This is a genomic window from Rhizobium sp. 18065, from assembly GCF_902706095.1.
Classification (GTDB): domain Bacteria; phylum Pseudomonadota; class Alphaproteobacteria; order Rhizobiales; family Rhizobiaceae; genus Allorhizobium.
Genome location: NZ_CACSJP010000002.1, coordinates 56773 through 78988, shown reverse-complemented (window position 1 = coordinate 78988; position 22216 = coordinate 56773). Strand labels below are relative to the sequence as shown.

Genomic DNA, 22216 nt, shown 5'->3' with positions numbered 1-22216 from the left:
GCCCGCCGACAATAACCTAGGGCGGATTTCCACTTAAGCTCCGGTTGTCTGCTGCGTGAAGAAAGCAGCGTCTAACCAATGGAGCGGGAAATGGAAAAATTTGGAACTGGGAGTATTCCGGCACTTCGCCGGACGTGGCTTGGCCTCGGTCTGACGGCTCATCTCTTCGCAGTCGCCGTTGGTGCCGCAACCTTCACACCCTCGTCGGAAGCCTATGCCGCAGCGCCTGCAGCCTGCGCCGACCTGCAGGCGAAATATCCTTCGCTGAAGGGCAAGACGCTCGTCAACGCCATCAACCCGCACACGCCGGGATATGAGACGATCGATCCCAACGACCCGATGAAATATATCGGTTTCGACATCGATCTCGCAGAGGCGATAGGCGAATGCCTCGGCTTCAAACTGGAATACAAGGCGGTGACGTTCGCAGCGCTCTTAACGACGCTCCAGGCCGGCCAGGCCGATATCGTCATTTCGGATATCTACGCCACCAAGGATCGCGCCAAGGCTGCCGACTTCATCACCTATCTCAAGGTTTCCGATGGCGTTCTTGTCGCCAAGGGCAATCCGAAAAAGATCAACGGCATCAACAAATCCCTTTGCGGCACGGTTGCCGCAGAAAACACGGGTTATGTCGAAGTGCCGCTAATCCAGGCGCTGGAAGCGGACTGCAAGGCGGCCGGATTGCCGGCACCGGAAATTCAGCTCTACGACAACAATGCCAATTGCATCCAGGCCATCCTGGCCGGCCGTGCGGATACGTACATCAACGATGTGAATACCGTCGATGGCGCCGTCAAGGCCTATCCTGACAAGCTCGAAAAGGCGACGGCGGTCACCCTTCCGTACTCCGTCGGCATTGCGGTGCCGCGCGACAATCATGATTTCCGTGCCGCCGTCATGGCTGCGCTCACCGAAATCCAGACGTCCGGCCAGCAGGTCGAGATGATGAAGAAATGGAACCTTCCGGAAGGCCAGATCGAAGAGCCCAAGCTCGTTCTCGCCGATTGAGCCCGATCGATGAACTGACCGGGCGCTCCGAGGCCCGGTCAATGCTCCTCAAACGCCAGTAGGCCAAGATGGATCTTTTCTTTCATTATCTGAGCCAGCCCTATCTGATTACCGGCATTGTCTACACGGTGCTGATCACCTGCTATGGCCTTGTCGGCGGTGTTGTCATGGGTATCGTGCTTGCCGTCATGCAGCTCAGCCGGTTTCGCGTGCTGGCGAGTTTCGCTCGTGGCTATGCGATAATCTTTCGCGGCACGCCGCTGATCCTGCAGATGATCTTCTGCTACAATGCGTTGCCGATGATCGGCATCCGGCTCAGCGCTATCGAGGCGGCGAGCCTGGCGCTGGCGCTGAATGAGGCGCCGTTCATCGCCGAGATCATCCGTGCCAACGTGATCGCCGTCGATCGCGGGCAGATTTTGGCAGGCCAGGCGCTTGGCATGCGACCGCTTTCGATCATGCTGCGTATCGTCGTTCCCCAGGCCATCCGCACGATGGTGCCCGGGCTTGGAAACGAGGCCGTCAGCGCCTTGAAGAATTCCTCTCTTGCATCGGTCGTTTCGGTTCAGGAACTGACCCTGCGCAGTACCCAGCTTGCATCGGCGACCTTCGACTTCTTCTCGATATTCTTCGCCTCCGGTCTGATGTATCTTTTGCTCACCGGGGCAATCGCGGTCATCCAGCTTGTCGTCGAGTCGGCGCTGGATCTTGAGAGGCAGAAGACAGGCAACTACTTCGCGCGGCTTTTGCCGTGGCACCGCTCCGGGAGGGCCGATGGCGTTACAGCCGATCCCGTGTCGCCGGTTGCCGCAGCCGAGGCACCCTTGCCACCGGCCACGGCGAAGGCTTCGCGTCCGGTGGACAAGGAAAAACGCTGGGCGGCGCTCGCCTCCAGCCGACCCGCTGTGGAAATCCGAGAGCTTCGCAAGAGCTATTCGGGGCGAGTCGTGCTCGACGGGCTTACGCTTGACATGCGCATCGGCGAGGTCGTGGCCCTTCTGGGACCAAGCGGCTCGGGTAAGAGCACGTTGCTGCGTTGCATCAATCATCTTGAGACCTGGGACAGCGGCGAGATTGAAGTTTTGGGGCGCCGGATCGGTACCAGCCCCAATGGCCGAACCCTTTCGCCACGGGCGATTGCGAACGAAAGGGCAAGCATCGGCGTTGGCCTGGTATTCCAGAACTTCAACCTGTTTGGGCACCTGACGGCCAAGGAAAATATTGCCGGTCCGATGCGTTGGGTCCAGGGCCTGTCCGTCCGCGAGGCGGATCGCCGGGCCAGCGAGCTTCTCGCCCGTGTCGGCCTTTCCCACCGGGCAGAGGCATTGCCGCGCCATATGTCTGGTGGACAGCAGCAGCGTGTTGCCATTGCCCGGGCGCTGGCGCCCAATCCGGCAATCTTGCTTCTCGATGAGCCAACTTCGGCGCTCGATCCGGAACTCGTCAGCGAAGTGCTTGAAGTGATCCGGCGCCTTGCGGTGGAAGACGGGCTGACGATGGTGATTTCGACCCACCAGATCGGCTTCGCACGCGATGTTGCCGACCGGGCGGTTTTTCTAGCCGACGGCGCGATCGTCGAACAGGGCGCCGCCGAGGAGATGCTTGTGAGGCCCAAGAACGCGCGCACAGCGCAATTCCTTCAGATCATGGAAAATGAGGCCGGCTAGACCGCGTGACGGTCTGTGGAAAGCTTCGCAATCGGAGACGCAGATGAAACACTACACATTGCCAGTTTCGCCTACCACGGTGCATTGGGGCTATTTCAGCAAGGCGGTCGAGCCTGCGCTTGTGCTGAAGTCGGGCGATCGCGCCACGATCGAAACGCTGACACATCACGCCAATGACGACTACGAGCGAATGGTCGAAGGCGATCCGGCAGCGGAAGCCATTTTTCACTGGACCAAGGAAAAGAAGACGATCGCGCGGCGCGGTTCCGGCCCGACGGAGGGACCGTTCAAGGTCGGCGCGGGCGAGGGGGTGGGGGTCCATCTGCTGACCGGTCCCGTCGCCATCGACGGCGCCGAACCCGGCGACATCCTGGAAGTGCGCGTTCTGGATGTCCGGCCACGCCCCAGCTGCAGCGCATGTTACGCCGGGCGCTGTTTCGGCTCCAACGTGGCAGCGAACTGGGGTTTTCACTATCACGACCTGATCGAGGATCCGAAGCCGCGCGAGGTGGTAACCATCTTCGAACTCGACACGGCCGGTGAACCCTATGCCAAGGCGGTCTATAACTATGTCTGGACGCCACAGACTGACCCGGACGGCATCGTTCATCCGACAATCGACTATCCTGGCGTACGCGTTGACCACCGACTGGTGAAGCGTCGCGAGAACATTCTGCAGAACGTGCGCGTACCGGCGCGGCTGCATTTCGGCACGATGGGCCTTGCGCCAGCGGAAGCCGATTTCGTCAGCTCCATCCCGCCGTCCTATACCGGCGGCAATATCGATGACTGGCGGATCGGAAGAGGTGCGCGGATGTATTATCCGGTCGCTGTCCACGGGGCTTATTTCTCCGTTGGCGATCCGCATGCGGCGCAGGGCGACAGCGAACTCGGGGGTACGGCGATCGAGACGTCGCTAACCGGTGATTTCGAATTCGTCCTTCACAAGAAGGCGGATCTCGCGGGAACGATCCTCGAAGGGCTGTCTCATCCGATGCTCGAAACCGACGATCAATGGTCGGTCTATGGTTTCACCTATGCCAATTATCTGGAAAGTCTCGGCGCCAATGCGCAGACGGAGATCGCCCGGCACTCCAGCGTCGACAGTGCCATGCGGGACGCTTTCCGCAAGCTCCGCCGTTTCTTGATGACGGCGCACAAGCTCAGCGAAGACGAGGCGATCGCATTAATGTCGGTGGCCGCGGATTTCGGCGTGACGCAGGTAGTGGATGCAAACTGGGGCGTTCACGGATCGATCCGCAAGAACGTGTTCCGATGCTATTGAGACCGGGTCTGGCATTTCCTTCTTCGCAGGTGCAAGATAAACCGATGAAGGCGCCGACAGCGCCGATCGGCACCTTGGATGAAGGGATGAATGTCAGGCAGTTCATAGCCGAATCCTATCCCGGCGACACGCGCGACGACATGTGGCGCGAGGTCCTGGCGGAGCTTCACCTCCGTTCGCTCGCCCTTGAAGGAGAGACCGGCCGGTATTCGAGTGCGATCCTGCGCGGTGACCGGGAGAGCGTCATTTTGGCGAGGCTGGTCGCCAGTTCGCAGGCCCTGTCGTCGATCCCGCAGCGATCCCGGATGCTGATGGGCATGATCCCGCTCGACGCCGATGTCGAGGTGACCGGCGGAAATTTCCGCCTACGGGTCGACAGTGGAGCGCTGGTGGTCCTGCAGATGGACCGGCCATGGGAGATGAAGCTCCCGGGCAACAACCGTATCCTGGCCCTTGGCCTTTCCGATGCTGCGCTGCAGCGGCGAGGCGCCGGCTGGACGCCGTTTGCCGATCCGCGTTGCTACCTGCCGAAAGGGCTGGCATCGGTCTTCATCCGTGCGGTGGAAAGTGCAGCGGCGGAAATCAACGCTTTCTCAGCTGCCGAGTGGCAATCGTTCGAGCAGTTCATGGCCGATCTGTTCGTGACCATGATTGTCGAAACCGAATCGGCGGACATGCGTTCGACGCCCAGTCTGGCAGCACTGTTCAACCGGATGACGGTCGCGATCGAGAAGCGTCTGCACGATCCAGATCTATCGTCCGCCAGGGTGGCCAGGGTCGAGGGAATCTCGGAACGCTATCTGCAGAAACTGTTCGAACAGAACGGCGAGAGCTTCACCCACTATCTGCGCGAACGTCGCCTTCAGCGCGCTCGTGCGGCACTGGTCACGTCGGCCGAAGTCAGGCTGCCGGTGGCCGACGTCGCCTATAGCTGCGGTTTCGGCGATGCGGCGAATTTCAACCGCGTGTTCAAAGAGCGCTTCGGCCTGCCGCCCGGCGCGTTCAGGAACCGTCACCTTGAAAGCCAGATCGACGGCGGCAATGCCGAGCAGCGTGGTTGGCCGGTCAAGGCGCTGACCGCCAAGAAGTCGCTGTCGAGCAACAGGCTGGACGGCACCATGAAGCGTGACGAACGTGCCCCGGAAATAACTGCGCGTCCCGCCACAGTGCATCACAAGCTGAGCATCAATGCCTCAAATGTTCATTGGGGCTATTTCAGCCGTTCGCTCGAGCCGGTGCTGGAGATCAGCTCGGGTGATACGGTCGAGATCGAAACGCTCAGCCAGCATGCCTCCGATGCACCCGAACTGATGATCGAGGGCGATGGTGGCGCCGAAGATGTGTTTCACTGGACGGAACACCGCAAATCCGTCGATCGCCGCGGCGCAGGCCCTGTCGATGCATCGATTTTCGGGCGTGGCGCCGGCGAGGGGTTCGGCGTGCATATCTGCACCGGACCGATCTATGTAAAGGATGCCGAGCCCGGCGATGTGATCGAGGTTCATATCGAGGACATGCTGCCCAGGCCGAGCCGCGGACCGGGCCACGAGGGGCGCTATTACGGTAGCAATGTTGCCGCCTGGTGGGGGTATCACTACGGTGAGCTGCTGACCGAACCGAAGCCGCGCGAGAATATAACGATCTACGAGGTCTTTCCCGAGGAAGGCTATGCCCAGGCGCTCTATTCCTATCCCTGGGCGCCTCAGACGGATCCTTTCGGGGTCGTCCATCGAACCTATGATTACCCGGGCGTACTGGTGAAGTCTGCCAGTCTTGATATCCGTCGATCAACCAGCGGGCGTGTGCATATTCCGCTTCGGCCGCATTTCGGCGTCATCGCGCTGGCGCCGCGGGAGGTCGATTTCATCGATTCCGTGCCGCCGGCCTATTTCGGCGGGAATCTCGACAACTGGCGGCTGGGAAAAGGCGCAAGCGTCTTTCTTCCTGTCTCGGTTCACGGCGGGTTGCTGTCGATCGGCGATCCCCATGCCGCGCAGGGCGATGGCGAGCTTTCGGGAACTGCGATCGAGTGTTCGATGACCGGGCGAGTGCGGGTCACCTTGCACAAGAAAGACCCGCGCTTTAGCGACCTGACGTATCCGCTGATCGAGACGCCGGGCGAATGGGTGCTGACCGGGTTCAGTCATCCCGACTATTTGGCCGAGTTCGGCGCCAAGGGACAGGGCGAGGTCTATGCAAAGTCCTCCCTCGATCTGGCGATGAAGGACGCCTTCCGCAAGGCGCGGCGGTTCCTGATGTCCGTTCAGGGCCTCGGCGAGGACGAGGCGATCGCCGTGATGTCGGCCGCCGTCGATTTCGGAGTGACCCAGGTGGTCGACGGAAACTGGGGCGTCCACGCCATCATCCGCAAAGCAATATTCGAGACCGAACAGGAATGACCAGGTGCAGTTTCACATGATTTCCGGCGGGCCGAAGCCGGTCGCGCCTTTTAGCCATGCTGTGGAGACGGATGGATTCGTCTTCGTCACCGGGCAGATGCCGGATACACCGGAGGTACCGGGTGTGTTGCCGGACGGGATCGAGGCCCAGACGCATCACGTTATGGCAAATCTGAAGACCGTGCTCGCCGGCCTTGGCCTTGGGCTTGAGCATGTCGTGATGGCCAGGATCTATCTCACGCGTTTCAAGGAAGACTACGAGGTGATGAACGCAACCTATCGCGGCTATTTTTCCGCCGATCGACTGCCGGCCCGAACATGCGTCGGCGTTACCGGTCTGGCCTATGACGCCCTGATCGAGATCGATCTGGTCGCCCGACGTCCGGGCTAGGGCAGGTTATCTGATCAGCGCCGTATAGTGATGCGGCTGTCGCATGAGGACCAGATCCTTGCGACGCGCTACATTGGTTGGATAGGTGGGGCCGGCATTCGAGAGATCGATGTTTGCCACGGCGAGAGCGCCGTCACGGACGATCGCTTCCCGTCTCGGAAAAGCGAAAGTATCCGGGCCGAAAATGCCGCTCAGGCCATGCGCATTGCTGGCCGTGCTCCTCGTGTTCGCGAAGGCCAGATAGCAATTGTTTTCGCCGGCGCGAACCCGGTAGTGATGCCAGTGCACCGGGTCGCTGCCGCACGGGATCGGATCTGGCTGGCGGACCGCGCTGCCCTCGTGTCCGAAATGGAAGCCGTTTTCTATACTGGATGGGCAGCAGATAAGATCGCAGCCCCTGAGGGCCAGGATGCGGGCGGTTTCCGGAAAGGCTGCATCATGGCCGATCATGATGCCAATCCGCCCGAAGGACAGATCAAGCACGCAGAATTCGTTGCCGGGCTTTGCCCAGGTCTGCTCGCTTTCGGTCAAGTGAATCTGGCGACAGAAGGTGATCGGACGGTTCGGCGTCGTGATGACGGCGCTGCTGTAAAGCGCGTCGTCGTGTTTCTCGGCAAAGCCGGCGACGATGGAGATGTTCAGCCGGTCGGACAATGCTTTGAGGGACTGCAGGGCGTCATGGTTTGCCGGGATTGCCGCGGCCGCGGGATCGGTCGAACCGGTCAGGGCGAGCGCTGGAAAGACGACGAGTTCCGCGCCCTGGGTCTTGGCGCCTTCGGCCAATTCCAGAAGGGATAACAAATTTTCCGCGATGTCTGCCGATGGTGCCAGTTCGCCAACCGCAATGCGTGCCGGACGGCCTTCGGGAATTGGCTGGTGGCCATAAAGGCTGAAGAAGTCTCTCGGATTCCAGCTGAACGTGTTGGTCATCAGTTCCAGGTAAAGTTCAGGGCGACGCTGGGCCATCACCGGTTCGCCGGAAGCAAGCCTTTGACGCGCTCTGGCCGGATCTATGGTCCCGTATGCAATCCCGTCGCCATCATCGACGACATCGAGGATTTCGGCATCCGGAGCGATGATGCAGCTGCCGCCGGAAAACTGGACGCCGCGCTCCAGGCCCCAGCGGTTGCTCTCGATCAGATAGCAGCCGTTCTCGTAGGCCCGGCTGATCCAGTAGGGAGCCGGGGTCCGCTCGGCCAGCCAGTTGGATATGTGGCAGATTACGTCGGCTCCGCCGAGACCCGCCAGCCGCGCCGTCTCGATGAAGTGGATGTCCATGCAGATGAGCATGGCGATGCGGCCGATCTTCGTCTCGAAGACCGTGTGGCCGAGATCGCCGGATGCGGCCCATTTTGGCTCCGAAATGTAGGGATGGGTCTTGCGATGCACGCCGACGACGCCGTCCGGCCCGATCAGCGCTGCCGAATTGTAGTAGAGGTTCGTCTCCTGATCGACTTCGGGAAGGCCGATGACGATGTAGCAGTCGTGTCTGCGGGCCAGTTCCACAAATAGGTCGGTGCTCGGACCCGGAATGGTCTCGACGAAAGGGGCGACTTCTGCTCGGTCATACCAGCAGTAGCCCGTGGTCCCCATTTCCGGCGTGGTGATCAGTTTCGCGCCGCTCGTGGCGGCCTCCTCAACGAGTGCCAGAAGCGCGTCCAGATTTCGTGTCTTCTCACCGAAATGGGGTTCGAGCTGTACGGCTGCTGCCTTGAACGGGGCTGTCATCAAAATCTCCATCGGGACGGAATGGACCGCCCGGATATCGGGCGGTCCGCAACACGGGTCGATCAGGCAGCAATGCCGACGATCGATTTCAGTACCGAGGCGCCGACCGTGTATTTCGGGTCGACCATGTTGCCGAGGCGCACGCGACCGCATTGGGTCAGCAGCATGTAGGCGTCGATCTCGTCGAAGCCGAAGTCGGCAGCCATCCAGCGGATGAGCTCGCGGTATGCGCTGCGGGTCGCATCCTCCATCGGCCGTGCCGAGCCGATCGTCATGTAGAAGCGGTCGTTCTCAAGGCGTGGCGTCTTGATGGTCCAGCCCTTGATCAGGTCGATCTGAACGGTGGTCACGGTCGGGTGCTCGACAGCCACGCCGCAAAGTTCGCCGTCGCCCTGCGCGGCATGGCAATCGCCGAGGTAGAGATAGGCACCCTTGGTGTTGACCGGCAGGTAGATCACAGTATCGGGGCAGATGTCTGGAAGGTCCATGTTGCCGCCGTAATAGTCCGGGACCAGCGAGGAAATCGCTTCGATTTCCGGTGCGGTCCCGATAGTGCCGATGAACGGCTCATAGGGAAGGGTGATCCGGTCGCTCCACTTCACACCCGTCTGCGCATCGACATGCAGCTTGCGGACCCGCTCGGGCAGGGGTGCGGTCAGCATTGCGGTATCTGCCGTTGGAACCAGACCGCCGAATTCCGGCATGATGACGGTCGTTCCTCGTGGCTGCGGTCCGCGCGGCACGACGCTCTTGATATAGACAGCGAGGCAATCGCCCTTTTCGGCGCCGTTCACATAGATCGGACCGTTCTGCGGGTTGAGGAAGGGGAAATTGAGGATCTGGGACGGGATATCAGTCTCGTTTTGGATCGCCCCTTCGAAGGCATCGTGGGTTTCTGCCGAGACCACAGAACCCGGATCGACCGTTAGCACCGGATCGACATAGGCACCGTAGACATAGTGGTATTTGCCCTGGCTTTCCTCGGTAATGCTGTAGGTCTCCCCGACCTTGCCCTTGGCAACGCCCTTGCGGGCCATGATCGTTTCGTCGAACCAGCTCATGGGTGCGCTCCTTTATTCGCTCATTTTGCTGTTTTCAGGTATCAGACGGCCAGATAGCGGCGAACGGCATCGCGGTCCTCCAACGTTTCCGGCATGATCTCGTGTGTGATGCGCCCCTTGTCGATGACGTAGCAGCGCTGTGCCATCGCGGGGATCATCTCGATATTCTGCTCGACGAAGACGACGGTCACGCCTGTCGTTCTGTTGAGCTCGACCATTATGCGGGCGATGTCCTGGACGATACTGGGTTGGATGCCTTCGGAGGCCTCGTCGAGCAGGATCAACGACGGCTTGCCAATCAGCACGCGTCCGATCGCAAGCTGCTGCTGCTGGCCGCCGGACATCGTGCCGGCTTGCTGGTTTCTGCGCTCCTTGAGGATCGGGAAATAGGTGAAGATTTTCTCGATTTCGTCTGCTGTGGCACGTCTGCCGCTGATCTGTTCGCCGACCATCAGGTTTTCGATGACGCTCAGCCTGGGGAAGACATCGCGTCCCTGCGGCACATAGCCGATGCCGAGACGCGCGCGTTTGTAGGCCGGTATCGTGTCGATCGCTGAACCGCGGAAGACCACCGAGCCCTTGTCGCGGGGAAGAAGGCCGATCAGGCTTTTAATGAGCGTCGATTTTCCAACGCCGTTGCGGCCGATGACTGCGACGATCTCGCCCTCGCGGACATCTATGTCGATGCCTTGGAGAACCGGCTTTCCGCCATAGCCCGACCACAGGCCGACGCTGCCATCTTTTTGCTTGGGCGCGGTGATAGCGGCGTTCACAGATTGCCTCATCGGCCCCAAGACAGGCACAAACCAAATGGAGAGTCGAGGATCGACAGAGCCTTAAAAAAGCAAGATATTTCAAGGCTATTTTTGCGTTGCGCCGAAGATCGGCTGGACGGATCTGCACGAATTTCTCAATAGAAACAATGGGCTGCGCGGTTCTGCATGTGCAAAGTATTAAAAGACGGAGATAAAGAAGTGTCTTTTGTTAGGCGCTAACTCCGTCAGCTCACCTTTCAGCTGGCGCTCGCGCCATATACGCGTGACGTCTGCGCAATTTGGTCAATAGCCTTATGGGTATTCGGCCACCACAGTATCACAAGCCCTTTGCGCATCATCTTTGTGAACTGAACCGCTTCGGCATCTCGATCAGCGCTGGCTCTTGATAGTCGGTTCGTCGCAACGAAGACGATAGCAAAACGGAATGGCGGTTTAGAGCCGAGACCTCGCTCACGCGACCGTTCGCGATCGCGATCCAGAACACACTGCCGAAGGATTTGCAGCCCACCAACATCAACCGCTGGACAAGATAGTGGATATAATCCACTATCTTGTCCAGCACATTATGTGCAGTCGAGCGCGGACAAAGTTACAGAAAAGCAAGGGGAACTTATGTCGCAAACCACCACGTCGGCCGACGTGGTGCTCTCCGTTCGTAATCTCACGGTGGATCTGCCGCCGGGAATGGAGCGTACCCACGCAGTCAAGGAAATTTCCTTCGATCTTTATGCGGGGGAAATCCTCTGCATCATCGGAGAGTCCGGATCGGGCAAGTCCGTCACTGCCAACACCATTATGGGCCTGCTGTCACCCGCGATAAAAGTCAGTGCGGGCGAGATCCATTTCCGTGGAATGGATATCCTATCCGCTCGCGAGGAGGCTATCCGTCCCCTGCGGGGCCGGGCCGTCTCCATCATCTTCCAGGACCCGCTGTCCGCGCTCAATCCGCTGATGACCGTGGGCGACCAGATCGGCGAGGTGTTGGCAGCACATGGGTACGGCACGGCAGAAACCCGGAAGGCCAAGGTTCTTGCCTTGCTGGAGGAAGTGGGGCTGCCCGATCCGCCACTGATGCGACTGCAATATCCATTCCGTCTTTCCGGTGGCCAACGACAACGGGTGATGATCGCCATGGCGCTGGCGCTTGATCCGGAGGTGCTGATTGCAGACGAGCCGACGACGGCGCTCGATGTGACAACTCAGGCACAGATCCTCGATCTCATCCGCAGTATCCAGAAGCGCAAGGGCATGAGCGTGATGTTTATTACGCATGACTTTGGTGTTGTGGCCGAGATTGCTGATCGCGTCGTGGTGATGGAAAAGGGCTATGTAGTGGAGCAGGGGCGGGCCGATCAGGTACTGGTCCATCCTGCCCATGCCTATACGAAGCGGCTCGTTGCGGCCGTGCCGCGCATGCGGGCAAGCGCCGGCGCGGTCAGCGATGCTCCGCAGGTAGTGTTGGAAGTGAAAAATCTGCAAAAGGAATATCGCAGCGGCGGCACACTTTTTCACAAGGCGCGCGTCGTCAAGGCGGTGGACGGCATCAGCTTCCGGCTGCGCAAGGGCCAGACGCTGGGTGTCGTCGGCGAAAGCGGGTCGGGCAAGTCTTCTCTGGGCCGGATGCTTCTGAAGCTTCTGGAGCCGGATGGTGGATCGATTCATTTCGACGGGCGCGACATTGCCGCCATGCCGGAAGAGAGCTTCCGGGCGCTTCGCCCCTATATTCAGATGATATTCCAGGATCCCTTTGCCTCGCTTAACCCGCGCCATACGATCGGCAGAATTCTCACGGTCGGGCCGGTTGCGCACGGCACCTCTGTGACGGAAGCCCGGTCGAAGGCGCTGAGGCTCCTGAAGCTCGTCGGTCTCGACGAGCAGGCCTATGACCGTTTCCCGCACGAGTTTTCCGGCGGCCAGCGCCAGCGTATCGGGATTGCCCGGGCGCTGATGTTCGATCCCGTGGTGCTGGTGGCCGACGAGGCGGTCTCGGCGCTGGATGTGTCGATCCAGGCGCAGATCCTCGAATTGTTGGCCCGTGTGCAGATGGAAATGAAGGTCGCCATGATCTTCATCACTCATGATCTGCGGGTGGCGAGCCAGATCTGCGATGAGGTGATTGTCATGCACAAGGGCATCGTGGTGGAGCAGGGGCCACCGACCAGGATTTTCCGCGATCCGCAGCACGACTATACCCGCAAGCTCGTTGCCGCGATCCCCGGCGCGGACTGGGAACCGGTGGCCGCGACCGCCTGACCAAGAGAGGAGCGGCGGCGAAGTCCCCCCGGCCGGCCGCTCTGCCGCCTTCTAGGGCACCTTTTTCCGCCGGCTCCTTGCGAAGCCTGCGACGAACCTCTTTGTTCCAGCAAGGCATTGAAATTAAATAAAAATATTTAGATCAGGTCAAACAATTTAGTTGATCTTGTCCACTAATTGCCCTTTCATATCGTCACCGAACTGCAATACGAGATGGTCGAGAACCCGACGGCAGTGCCAGATGATGGCTGCGCCGTGCTGGAGCCCCTTTGTCCATTCGAACGGAATCCCTGATGATCAAACCGCCTGCCAAACCGCCGACAATTCCAGAGGACATCAATATCGATGTGCTGGAAGACACGCTGAGCTTCTACATCCGCACCGTCAATCTTGCCGTTTCGCGCGATCTCGATGTGCGACTTGAGGGGCTGGATGTGGCGAAGGGGACAGGAAAAATCACGACCTTGCTTCTTGTGGACGACTATCCGGGCATACGGCCTTCCGTCATCGCCCATCTGATCCTGAAGGATCGTTCGGCCATGGGACGGCTGATCGACCAGATGGAACTGCACGATCTGATCCGCCGCGACGTATCGCCAGAAGACAGCCGCGCACAGGAGCTCTACATCACAGAGGCTGGCGCCGCCCTTGCAGTCAAGGTGCGCGAGATTGTGCCGAAGCAGTCGCGCGATTTCTTTTCCTTCATCCCCGAAGACGAGCAGAAGCTGGTGATGGATATCCTGAGACGCGCTTATCGGCGGATTGTGGGGCTGCCATGATGACTTGTCCAGAAGGCGCTGTGGCGCTCATTTCCGGTGCAAGCCGCGGGATCGGCGACCATGTGGCGGCCGAACTGCTGCGGCAAGGATGGTCCGTGTCGCTCGGCATGCGTCAGCCGATGCTGCCCGCCTGGGCGGAAGACCACGAGGACCGCGTGCATGTCATGGCCTATGACGCCGGCGATGTCGGCGCGGAACAGCGATGGGTCGACGCAGCTCTGGCGCGCTTCGGCCGCATCGATGCCCTCGTCGCCAATGCCGGCATCATGATCCCGAAGACGGTGATCGAGGCCGACGACGACGATATCGACGCGATGATGTCGGTCAACGTCAAGGCGCCGCGCCGTCTGGCAAAGTCCGCGTGGCAGGCGCTGTGCGCAACGGGCCGCGGTCGTGTCGTAATCCTCGCCTCGCTGTCCGGCAAGCGAGTGAAATCTGCCGGAGCCGGCAGCTATTCGCTGTCGAAATTTGCGGCCGTCGCACTCGCCCACGGCATCCGCCAGGCCGGCTTCGACATGGGCGTGCGGGCGACTGCCGTCTGCCCGGGATTTGTGGCAACCGACATGGCCGCCGTGCTCACGGAACGCCCCGCCGATCTGCTCACACAGCCGGACGATCTCGCCCGCATCATCGCCATGCTGCTTTCTTTGCCGAACGAGGCCTCCGTCGCCGAATTCGCCGTGAATTGCCAACTTGAGGAGTTCTTCTGAAATGCCCGGTCCTTTTGTCGTTCCCGTCCACGGCGATGCCGAATTGCCGAAAGAGGTGGATGTCGTTGTCATCGGCGGCGGGATCATCGGCACCTCGACGGCTCTGGAACTTGCCGAGAGCGGCTTACGGGTTGCGTTGTGTGAGAAGGGTGGCATCGGCCACGAACAGTCCAGCCGCAACTGGGGCTGGGTCCGCATATCCCGTCGCGACCCGCGCGAAGTGCCGCTGATGGCGGAGGCGCTGCGCATTTGGGCCGATCTCAACGGCCGCACCGGCCGCGAGACGGGTTTCAAGCGCTCCGGCATCGTCTTCACTTGTGCCGACGACAAACAGTTCGATGAGCACGAGCGCTGGAACCGCAACCTCGAAGGCTACCAGATCGAGAGCCGCATGCTGAGCGCGGCCGAATTCAACGCGAAGTACCCCGGCAACCGAATGAAGATTGCCGGCGCGCTCTATACCGCCGGCGATTGTCGCGCAGAGCCGCAGAAGGCGGCACCAGCAATTGCAGAAGCCGCTCGCGACCGCGGCGCCCACATCATTACTGAATGCGCTGTGCGTGGTCTGCAAATGACCGGCGGCCGGGTGTCCGGTGTGGTCACCGAACGTGGCGAAATCGCCTGCTCCTCCGTCGTGTTGGCGGGCGGCGCGTGGTCGAGCCTGTTCATGGGCAATAACGGCCTCGATCTGCCGCAACTGAAGGTCCTGAACTCCGTGCTGCGGACCAAGCCGCTCGAAGGCGGGCCGGAAGAGGCAATCTGGGCCAGCGGCTTTGCGCTGCGGAAACGCCATGACGGCGGCTATACGATCGCCGACGGCACCCAGAACGTCGTCGATATCGTCCCGGCCTCGTTCCGCTACGCCATGAATTTCATGCCGGCCTTCTCGCACGAATGGCGTTCACTGCACTTCCGGGTCGGTGGGCGCTTTTTCGACGAGGCCCGCATCCCGCGTCACTGGGCACTCGATGAGGCCTCGCCCTTCGAATACAACCGCGTGCTCGATCCCGTTCCTTCTAAAGCCATGGCCGACGAGGCCCTCAAGCGCCTGTCGGAAGCGTTCCCGGTGTTCGGCAAGGCCGAGATCACGCAACGCTGGGGAGGCATGATCGATGTGACGCCGGATGCCATTCCGGTTATCGATGCCATCAATTCGATACCAGGTTTTCATGTCGCGACCGGTTTTTCCGGCCATGGCTTCGGCATTGGCCCGGCCGCCGGTCGCCTGATGGCCGATATTGTCACGGGTCGTAATCCAATCGTTGATCGCCACGATTTCCGTTTCAGCCGATTTTCCGATGGCTCGAAGATTGAGCTGATCAGCGGCTTCTGAAGAGAGGAGGCAGGCGGCCTGACCGCCCGTTTCCGATGCGTGCCGGCAGGTAACTGCCGTCGGGAGGCTTTACCGCCCGCAGAGGCGGATTGAACGACGAGAGATCAATGCCAATCCATCGGATAAAGGGGAACAAAATGTCCGACCAGAAAAAAACGTTCATGAATACAACACGCCGCCAGGCGCTCGGCCTTCTCGCTCTTGGTGCCTCGGGCTTCGTGATGACCGGCCTTCCCGGGCTCACGCGTGCGTTCGCCCAGGAAGCAAAGACGCCGAAAGGCCAGCTAACTGTTGGCTTCTCTCAGGAGCCAACCGTCTTCAATCCGCATATGCCGCATATTGAGGTCGACGAAGGCATTCATTTCAGCATCTTCGACCCGCTCTTCTATGTTGATGAGAAGGGTGCCTTCGTCGCAGCGCTGGCCGCCGAGGTCCCGACGGTCGAAAACGGCGGTATTTCCGCCGATGGCCTCTCCTGGAAAGTGAAGTTGCGCGACGACGTGAAGTGGCATGACGGCACGCCGTTCACCGCCGAAGACGTGAAATTCACGCTCGAGTTGTTGGTGGATCCGAATTTCCGCTCCTGGCGCAAGACCGGTCATGAATATGTTCGCGAGCTGACAGTCGTGACTCCGACGGAAATAACCTGGAAGATGGAGAAGCCATTTGCGCCCTATCCGTCGATCCTCGCCTCTACCTTCATTACGCCGAAGCACGTTCTGGGTGCCGCAGCCGACAAGAATACTGCGCCTTACAACAACGCGCCGGTCGGAACCGGCCCGTTCAAATGGAAGGAGCGCGTCGCCGGCGACTATATCCTGCTGGAGGCCAATAGAGACTATTTCGCCGATGGCCCGCATATCGAAAAGCTGATCTACAAATACGTGCCTGATCTCAACGTCATGTACACGCAATTCAAGACCGGCGACATCGATGTGGTCGGCCTGCAGTGGATCACGCCGGATCACTATGACGAGGCGAAGGCGCTGGAGGGCAAGGTCGTCACGGTGGTGCCGGGTTCGACGGTCGAATCCTTCACCTTCAACATGGAACGGCCGCAGTTCAAGGACCCGAAGGTTCGCGAGGCGCTCTACCACGCCATTGACAAGCAGACGATCATCGACGCGCTCTATTACGGTCTGCCGTCGCCGACCGAGAGCTACGTGCCGCAGCAGTCCTTCTACTACAATCCGGACCTTCCGAAACACGAGTATTCGATGGAGAAGGCCAAGGCAATTCTGGACGAAGCTGGCTGGGTGGCAGGCGACGACGGCATTCGCGCCAAGGACGGAGTGAAGCTCGCCTTCACTTGCTCGACCACGGCAGGCAACCACATTCGCGAACAGGTGCAGCAATACATGCAGCAGTCGTTCAAGGAACTCGAAGTGGAGATGACCATTTCCAACCTGCCGCCAGCCGTCATGTGGGGCGACTACTGGATGCTGTCAAAGTTCGACACAGTGATCGTCGGGCTTGATTTCCTCACCGGTCCGGACCCGGACACGTCGGACTTCTTCCGCTCCACCTCCAGCCCGGCCAAGGGTGGCTCCGGCCAGAACACCTGGCAGTTCGCCAATACGGAAGTGGACGAACTTCTGGCCAAGGGCGGCAGCCTCTTCGTGCCGGAAGAGCGCAAGGCGGCCTATCTCAGGATCCAGGAGATCATGCGCGAGGAGCTGCCGTTCCTGCCACTCTTCCAGTATGCCACGGTGCGCGGCCACAAGCAGGGTGTCGAGAACGTTGTGTTCAACATCAACACCCGTATCGACACCTGGAATGTCGGAAGCTGGAACCTCAGCTGATCGCCGCAACGGGCGGGTCTACAACAGGCCCGACCCGTAGCGTCGTGACGTCCGGAAAGGGGCGGCTCCGCAAGGAGTCGCGCCTCAGCCGGCCGGCGCCGACGATCCCTTTGGCTGTCCCAAGGCATGTTTCCAACGGAACACGGCCTGGACCGACCCGGAGCACCACCCATGTTCGCCTATCTTCTGAACCGCCTCTGGCAGAGCCTCGTGTTGCTCGTGCTTGTCTCGATCATCGGCTTCGCCGTTCTCAATCTCGCGCCCGGTGGCCCGCTGTCGCAATTTGCGCTGACCCCCGGCATGACGCGCGAGGCGCTGGACCGCATCGCCCAGCAGATGGGACTCGATCGCCCCCTGCCGATCCAGTATCTCGAGTGGGCCTGGCGGCTGTTGCGGGGAGACTGGGGCACGTCCTACCGGGACCAGCGACCCGTGCTTGACATCATCTCGGGGCATCTCTTCGCCACGCTTCTTCTGATGGTTACGTCCACCCTCGTCTCGATCCTGATCGGGACCTGGATCGGCATCAAGGGCGCCACGAAGCGTTATTCGCTGTTCGACTATACAGCGACCATCGGGGCCATGGTGGCGCTGTCGATCCCAACGTTCTGGTTCGGCCTTGTCGCCATTTACGTCTTCGCGCTGAAGCTGAAATGGCTGCCAGCCGGTAACATGTATACAATCGGCGACCAGTCCTTCTATGACTACGCCATTCATCTGGTGATGCCGAGCCTCGTGCTGGCGTTGGTCAATATCGCGGTGTGGAGCCGCTACATGCGCACAGCCACGCTCGACGTCATCAACCAGGATTTCGTCCGAACGGCCCGCGCCAAGGGTCTAACACCGCGCCGGGTTCTGATTAAGCATGTGGTCGGCAATGCGCTGCTGCCGATGATCACGCTCGCCGGCCTGCAGCTTCCGACGATTCTGGGCGGCGCCCTCGTCACCGAGACCGTCTTCACGTGGCCGGGCATGGGCCGACTTTTTCTCGATAGCCTGGGCTATCACGACTATCCGGTTGTGATGGGCCTGTTGATGTTCTCCGCCATCCTTGTGCTCACCGGCAGCCTCATCGCCGACATTTTGGTCGCGCTCGTCGATCCGCGCATCCGGCTCGGGTGACGCCGTCCGTCGTGAACGCTGCCTTTTCCGAAGGGATAGACCATGTCCGCTGCAACGCTTCCATCTTCCGCCACTCCGGCCAGCTCCCGCTGGTGGCAGAACCGCACGCTCCGGCGTTTCGGACGCCACAGGCTGGCGGTTCTCGGTCTCGTCATGATCTCGATAATGATCGTCGCCTGCGTCGTGGGGCCGTATATTCTCCCCTATGACGAGCTCTTCATCGATCTGGGCTCACGCTTTGCGCCGCCGCTTACCGGTTACCACATCTTCGGCACGGATCCGTTGGGTCGCGACATTGCGGCTCGGCTTTTCAATGCGGGCCGCATCTCCCTGCTTGTCGGGTTTTTCGCCATGGTTCTTTCAACGCTGATTGGGACCGTCATCGGCGTGGTGGCCGGCTATTATGGCGGGCGCCTCGGCGCCGTCCTCATGCGCTTCGTCGATGCGTTTCTGTCCTTCCCAAGCATCTTCCTGCTCTTGGCGTTGGCCGCCTTCGTAAAGCCGAGTCCTTTCATGATCACGGTGATCATCGCCGTCACCAGCTGGATGGAAATTGCGCGGCTGGTGGAAGCAGAGGTGCGATCGCTGCGCGAACGCGACTTTGTGCTGGCCGCGCGCATGCTGGGGCTTCCCAATGCCTGGATCATGTTTCGCGAAATCCTGCCGAACGCCACCGGCCCGATCATCGTGGCGGCGACGCTGACGGTGGCGCGCGCCATCCTGTTGGAAGCCTATATCAGCTTTCTCGGCTATGGCATCCAGCCCCCACTGCCGAGTTGGGGCAACATGCTGAACGGCGCCCAGCAATATCTCGACAAGGCACCCTGGCTTGCCATCGTGCCGGGTGTGGCGATCACACTCGCCGTCACCAGCTTCAACTTTATCGGCGACGGGTTGCGCGATGCGCTTGATGCCCGCAGCGACCTGAATTGAGGCGAGGGCAGTGATGACCACGTTTTCTCCGTTCGACGTTACCCTGTGGTATGCGACGGCCGTGCCCGCTGTGAAGACCGAGACGCTTGGCCGTTCCGTCAAAGCCGATGTCTGCATCGTCGGTGCCGGCTATGCCGGCCTGACGACGGCGCTCGAACTGGCGAAGGCCGGGGTTCGCGTCGTCGTGCTGGAACGCGAGGAGGCGGGCTTTGGCGGTTCGGGCCGAAATGCCGGCCACTGCACGCCGACCTTCACCCATTACAGCCTGCCGGAACTACGGACCATGCTGGGCGAGCCCTGGGCCGAGCGGCTCATCGAGCGGCAGACGCGGGCCAATGACCGTGTCGGCGCGATGATCCGTGATTATCAGATCGACTGCGAATGGGTGCAGAACGGCTACGTGATGGGCGCGCCGCACCGTCGCGCTGTTGATGCGATCCGTGAGAAGGTGGAGAGCTACAACGCGGTCGGCGCAAGGACCCGCTTCATTGACCGCGACGAGGTGGCGGCATTGACCGGCAGTCCACGCTTCCACGGCGGCTGGCTGCATGAGGAGGCGGGGCACCTCAATCCGCTGGGTTACGCCCGCGGACTTGCCCGGGCGGTTCTGCAGGAAGGCGGCGCGATCTATACCGGATCCTCGGCAGTCTCCTGCGACCGCGACGGCGGTGGTGGCTGGAGGGTCGGCACGCGAGGCGGGCAGGTTATCGCCGACAAGGTGATCTTCACCACGGGCGCCTATACAGTTGGCGGCTGGCCGAAGCTCGACCGGACTTTTAAGATCCAGCGCGTCTTCGTGGCGGCAACCCAGGTTCTGTCGCCTGAAACGCGCGCCCACGTACTGCCGCACAACACCACGATCCACGACGGTCGCGGCGACATCTATGTCTACAAATACAATGCGGAGGGCCGCATCGTCGCCTCCATGTTCCCGATGGGAAAGCGCGGGCGCGACATGGCCTATACCCGTCGCGTGATGAGCGAGCGTCTCAAATGGCTGCATCCCCAGATCCGCGAGGAGATCCGCTGGGACTATTTCTGGTTCGGCGAACTCGATATGCAGTACCGCACGATCCCACGCTTCTACGATCTGGCACCCGGTGTGGTGGCGTTGACCGGTCTGTCCGGGCGTGGCGTGCCGACCGGCTCCATGCTCGGCTCCGTCCTGTCGGAATGGGCGCTCGGCAAGCCGCAGAACGAACTGGCGCTGAAACTGGAACCGCTCACGGCCGCGCCCTTCTACATGGCTTTCGGACCCTCTCTCACGCTGCGCTACTACCGCCTGCGCGACAATCTCGTCAGCCGCCTGTCCGGTGCCGCTCTGCCACCGTACGCCTGATCCCATATCCCAAAACCGGGTGCCGCCGATGCGCGCCGTCATCAATGACCAAGGAGACCTCCATGAGCATGCCCATCTACAACATTGCCGATGACATCGATCTTTCGCCGGCCATGCCGGCCGAGGGGCGGGACTGCGGCTCCTGGCGCCGCCCGATCTGGCAGGATCCGGTCGAGAACGGCACCATCGTTGCCGTGTGGAAGGCCGAGCCCGGCATTTACAACTATCCCGGCCGCGACCTCGAAGAGACATTCGTCGTTGTCGAAGGGGACGCGATTTATTCGCAGGCGGATGCCGCGCCTGTGAAAATCGGCCCTGGCTCCATCGTCAGTATCGCCAGAGGTGTACCGAGCCGCCTCGAAATCCTCTCGGCCTTCCGCAAGCTGGCAACCGTCATTCCGAAGCCGTAGGCATCTCTTTCATCGGGATATCGGCGACGGAGGCGCGTTCGACCAGTTCAGTCTGCAGCACAACTCGGCTTGCCGGGCCGCCATCGCCATTCAACCGTTCGACCAGCAGCCTGGCTGCCGTTTCACCGAGTTGATAGACCGGCTGGCGCACGACTGTGACCGGGGGGGTCGTCACCGATGTCCAGTCCGCATCATGAAACGAGACCAGTGACAAATCCCCGGGGATGTCAATGCCAAGGTTGCGGCAGACTTTGAAGACATCGAGACCTATCACGCTGTCGGAGGCGATGATGGCGGTCGGGGCGTGCTTCGCAGTCAGCATGGCGCCGACGATTCGCTGCGTCTCGCCCGGCGTCACCGCACCAAGCCGCACCCACTCTTCAATCCCCGGAACGCCCGCCTCGCGGCAGGCGCGTAAATAGCCCTCGATACGCCGGCGCACCGATCCGGTGCTGATGTCGGACGGTGTGCGGAAGTGGTGGTCCGGCGTATCGCAGGCGGTGAGATAGGCAATTCGTCGGTGGCCGCCGGCGATCAGCCGGCGCGTGATGCCTTCGGCCGCAGAGCCGTCATCAGCAACGACAGTATCGACGCCGAGCGTCCTGCTGCCGCGATCGAGCAGCACCATGGGGCAACCCGCACGGACCACGTCCTTCAGATGATCGACATCGCTTTCCTTCGCGGGCGAGACGATCAGCCCGTCCACGCGCTTGGCAAGCAGCGTTCGGATCGCGGCTTTCTCAGTTTCTGCGTCCTCACCGGAATTGGTGAGGATCACGGTGAAGCCCGCCTGTCGGGCAATGTCGGTGATGCCTCTGACGGCCAGGCTGAAGAACGGGTTTTCGATATCGCCGACCACCACACCGATCGTGCCGGAGCGGCCTGTCGTCATCGAACGGGCCAGTTCGTTCGGCCGGTAGTCCAGGCTGCGTGCGGCAACGGTCACGGCGTCGCGCACCCGGTCGCTGACGGTTCCGTAGCCGCCCAAGACGCGCGCAGCCGTTGCCTTCGAGACGCCCGCCATGCGAGCGACATCGGCCACTGTGACGGAACTGTTCCGGGGCGAGGTTGGGTCCATGGGCGGTAGCCTTACAAGAGATGTCAATGTTTGGCAAATACCAAGTTATCGCTTGACAAACATCAAAGAGACCGGTCTCAATATGTAAAGAGACCGGTCTCAATAAGAAAAAGACGCCATACGGTATGCGCACTGCCTT

18 protein-coding genes are annotated in these 22216 nt (G+C 60.9%); 14 read left to right on the top strand and 4 right to left on the bottom strand.

Annotated features, from left to right (window positions below):
• Positions 1-90: 90 nt before the first annotated feature.
• The 5 genes from GVK95_RS06220 (at position 91) to GVK95_RS06200 (ending at position 6753) form a co-directional block, all read left to right on the top strand.
• Positions 91-1011, top strand: a complete 921-nt coding sequence (locus GVK95_RS06220) for an ABC transporter substrate-binding protein (protein ID WP_159947668.1) — start codon at positions 91-93, stop codon at positions 1009-1011.
• A 68-nt stretch (positions 1012-1079) separates the two neighbouring features.
• The gene (locus GVK95_RS06215; protein ID WP_159947666.1) at positions 1080-2678 is read left to right on the top strand and encodes an amino acid ABC transporter permease/ATP-binding protein; all 1599 of its coding nucleotides are present in this window, start codon (positions 1080-1082) and stop codon (positions 2676-2678) included.
• Between the two features lie 43 nt (positions 2679-2721).
• Positions 2722-3963, top strand: a complete 1242-nt coding sequence (locus GVK95_RS06210; protein ID WP_159947664.1) for an acetamidase/formamidase family protein — start codon at positions 2722-2724, stop codon at positions 3961-3963.
• Between the two features lie 44 nt (positions 3964-4007).
• Positions 4008-6362, top strand: a complete 2355-nt coding sequence (locus GVK95_RS06205; RefSeq protein ID WP_244618670.1) for an acetamidase/formamidase family protein — start codon at positions 4008-4010, stop codon at positions 6360-6362.
• A 4-nt stretch (positions 6363-6366) separates the two neighbouring features.
• Positions 6367-6753 carry a RidA family protein gene (locus GVK95_RS06200; protein WP_159947662.1) on the top strand — a complete coding sequence of 129 codons (387 nt, stop codon included), beginning with the start codon at positions 6367-6369 and terminating at the stop codon, positions 6751-6753.
• A 6-nt stretch (positions 6754-6759) separates the two neighbouring features.
• Here GVK95_RS06200 and GVK95_RS06195 read toward each other — a convergent pair whose 3' ends face one another.
• The 3 genes from GVK95_RS06195 to GVK95_RS06185 all read right to left on the bottom strand — a co-directional run bounded on the left by GVK95_RS06195 (position 6760) and on the right by GVK95_RS06185 (position 10315).
• Positions 6760-8481 (bottom strand): nitrilase-related carbon-nitrogen hydrolase, encoded by a 1722-nt coding sequence (locus GVK95_RS06195; RefSeq protein WP_159947660.1) that lies wholly within the window; start codon positions 8479-8481, stop codon positions 6760-6762.
• A gap of 62 nt (positions 8482-8543) precedes the next feature.
• On the bottom strand, positions 8544-9542 hold the full coding sequence (locus tag GVK95_RS06190) for an acetamidase/formamidase family protein (protein WP_159947658.1): 999 nt from the start codon (positions 9540-9542) through the stop codon (positions 8544-8546).
• Positions 9543-9583: 41 nt separating this feature from the next.
• The gene (locus GVK95_RS06185) at positions 9584-10315 is read right to left on the bottom strand and encodes an ABC transporter ATP-binding protein (protein ID WP_244618669.1); all 732 of its coding nucleotides are present in this window, start codon (positions 10313-10315) and stop codon (positions 9584-9586) included.
• A 615-nt stretch (positions 10316-10930) separates the two neighbouring features.
• Between GVK95_RS06185 and GVK95_RS06180 the strand changes: the two genes are divergently transcribed.
• The 9 genes from GVK95_RS06180 (at position 10931) to GVK95_RS06140 (ending at position 20999) form a co-directional block, all read left to right on the top strand.
• Positions 10931-12571 carry an ABC transporter ATP-binding protein gene (locus GVK95_RS06180; RefSeq protein ID WP_159947654.1) on the top strand — a complete coding sequence of 547 codons (1641 nt, stop codon included), beginning with the start codon at positions 10931-10933 and terminating at the stop codon, positions 12569-12571.
• Between the two features lie 293 nt (positions 12572-12864).
• Positions 12865-13350, top strand: a complete 486-nt coding sequence (locus tag GVK95_RS06175; RefSeq protein ID WP_159947652.1) for a MarR family winged helix-turn-helix transcriptional regulator — start codon at positions 12865-12867, stop codon at positions 13348-13350.
• A complete protein-coding gene (locus GVK95_RS06170) occupies positions 13350-14060 on the top strand; it encodes an SDR family NAD(P)-dependent oxidoreductase (protein WP_200844241.1) in 711 nt (236 codons plus the stop codon). Before GVK95_RS06175 ends, GVK95_RS06170 begins: the two co-directional genes overlap by 1 nt.
• A gap of 1 nt (position 14061) precedes the next feature.
• Positions 14062-15393 (top strand): FAD-binding oxidoreductase, encoded by a 1332-nt coding sequence (locus GVK95_RS06165; RefSeq protein WP_159947648.1) that lies wholly within the window; start codon positions 14062-14064, stop codon positions 15391-15393.
• A gap of 137 nt (positions 15394-15530) precedes the next feature.
• Complete coding sequence (locus tag GVK95_RS06160; RefSeq protein ID WP_159947646.1) at positions 15531-17195, top strand: peptide ABC transporter substrate-binding protein; 1665 nt, start codon at positions 15531-15533, stop codon at positions 17193-17195.
• A gap of 171 nt (positions 17196-17366) precedes the next feature.
• Complete coding sequence (locus GVK95_RS06155; RefSeq protein ID WP_159947644.1) at positions 17367-18317, top strand: ABC transporter permease; 951 nt, start codon at positions 17367-17369, stop codon at positions 18315-18317.
• A gap of 42 nt (positions 18318-18359) precedes the next feature.
• Positions 18360-19250, top strand: a complete 891-nt coding sequence (locus GVK95_RS06150; RefSeq protein ID WP_159947642.1) for an ABC transporter permease — start codon at positions 18360-18362, stop codon at positions 19248-19250.
• A 13-nt stretch (positions 19251-19263) separates the two neighbouring features.
• Positions 19264-20589 (top strand): FAD-binding oxidoreductase, encoded by a 1326-nt coding sequence (locus GVK95_RS06145; protein ID WP_159947640.1) that lies wholly within the window; start codon positions 19264-19266, stop codon positions 20587-20589.
• A 62-nt stretch (positions 20590-20651) separates the two neighbouring features.
• Positions 20652-20999 (top strand): cupin domain-containing protein, encoded by a 348-nt coding sequence (locus tag GVK95_RS06140; protein ID WP_159947638.1) that lies wholly within the window; start codon positions 20652-20654, stop codon positions 20997-20999.
• Here GVK95_RS06140 and GVK95_RS06135 read toward each other — a convergent pair.
• Entirely contained in the window at positions 20983-22077 is a 1095-nt protein-coding gene (locus tag GVK95_RS06135) for a LacI family DNA-binding transcriptional regulator (RefSeq protein ID WP_159947636.1), read from the bottom strand. The two genes, GVK95_RS06140 and GVK95_RS06135, sit on opposite strands and share 17 nt — an antisense overlap.
• Between the last annotated feature and the right edge of the window lie 139 nt (positions 22078-22216).

Coding starts and splice junctions, on each gene's coding strand:
- GVK95_RS06180 (WP_159947654.1), top strand. CDS start 10,931: ATGTCGCAAACCACCACGTCGGCCGACGTGGTGCTCTCCGTTCGTAAT.
- GVK95_RS06140 (WP_159947638.1), top strand. CDS start 20,652: ATGAGCATGCCCATCTACAACATTGCCGATGACATCGATCTTTCGCCG.
- GVK95_RS06160 (WP_159947646.1), top strand. CDS start 15,531: ATGTCCGACCAGAAAAAAACGTTCATGAATACAACACGCCGCCAGGCG.
- GVK95_RS06145 (WP_159947640.1), top strand. CDS start 19,264: ATGACCACGTTTTCTCCGTTCGACGTTACCCTGTGGTATGCGACGGCC.
- GVK95_RS06220 (WP_159947668.1), top strand. CDS start 91: ATGGAAAAATTTGGAACTGGGAGTATTCCGGCACTTCGCCGGACGTGG.
- GVK95_RS06175 (WP_159947652.1), top strand. CDS start 12,865: ATGATCAAACCGCCTGCCAAACCGCCGACAATTCCAGAGGACATCAAT.
- GVK95_RS06195 (WP_159947660.1), bottom strand. CDS start 8,481: ATGACAGCCCCGTTCAAGGCAGCAGCCGTACAGCTCGAACCCCATTTC.
- GVK95_RS06135 (WP_159947636.1), bottom strand. CDS start 22,077: ATGGACCCAACCTCGCCCCGGAACAGTTCCGTCACAGTGGCCGATGTC.
- GVK95_RS06205 (WP_244618670.1), top strand. CDS start 4,008: ATGAAGGCGCCGACAGCGCCGATCGGCACCTTGGATGAAGGGATGAAT.
- GVK95_RS06215 (WP_159947666.1), top strand. CDS start 1,080: ATGGATCTTTTCTTTCATTATCTGAGCCAGCCCTATCTGATTACCGGC.
- GVK95_RS06170 (WP_200844241.1), top strand. CDS start 13,350: ATGACTTGTCCAGAAGGCGCTGTGGCGCTCATTTCCGGTGCAAGCCGC.
- GVK95_RS06165 (WP_159947648.1), top strand. CDS start 14,062: ATGCCCGGTCCTTTTGTCGTTCCCGTCCACGGCGATGCCGAATTGCCG.
- GVK95_RS06155 (WP_159947644.1), top strand. CDS start 17,367: ATGTTCGCCTATCTTCTGAACCGCCTCTGGCAGAGCCTCGTGTTGCTC.
- GVK95_RS06190 (WP_159947658.1), bottom strand. CDS start 9,542: ATGAGCTGGTTCGACGAAACGATCATGGCCCGCAAGGGCGTTGCCAAG.
- GVK95_RS06210 (WP_159947664.1), top strand. CDS start 2,722: ATGAAACACTACACATTGCCAGTTTCGCCTACCACGGTGCATTGGGGC.
- GVK95_RS06150 (WP_159947642.1), top strand. CDS start 18,360: ATGTCCGCTGCAACGCTTCCATCTTCCGCCACTCCGGCCAGCTCCCGC.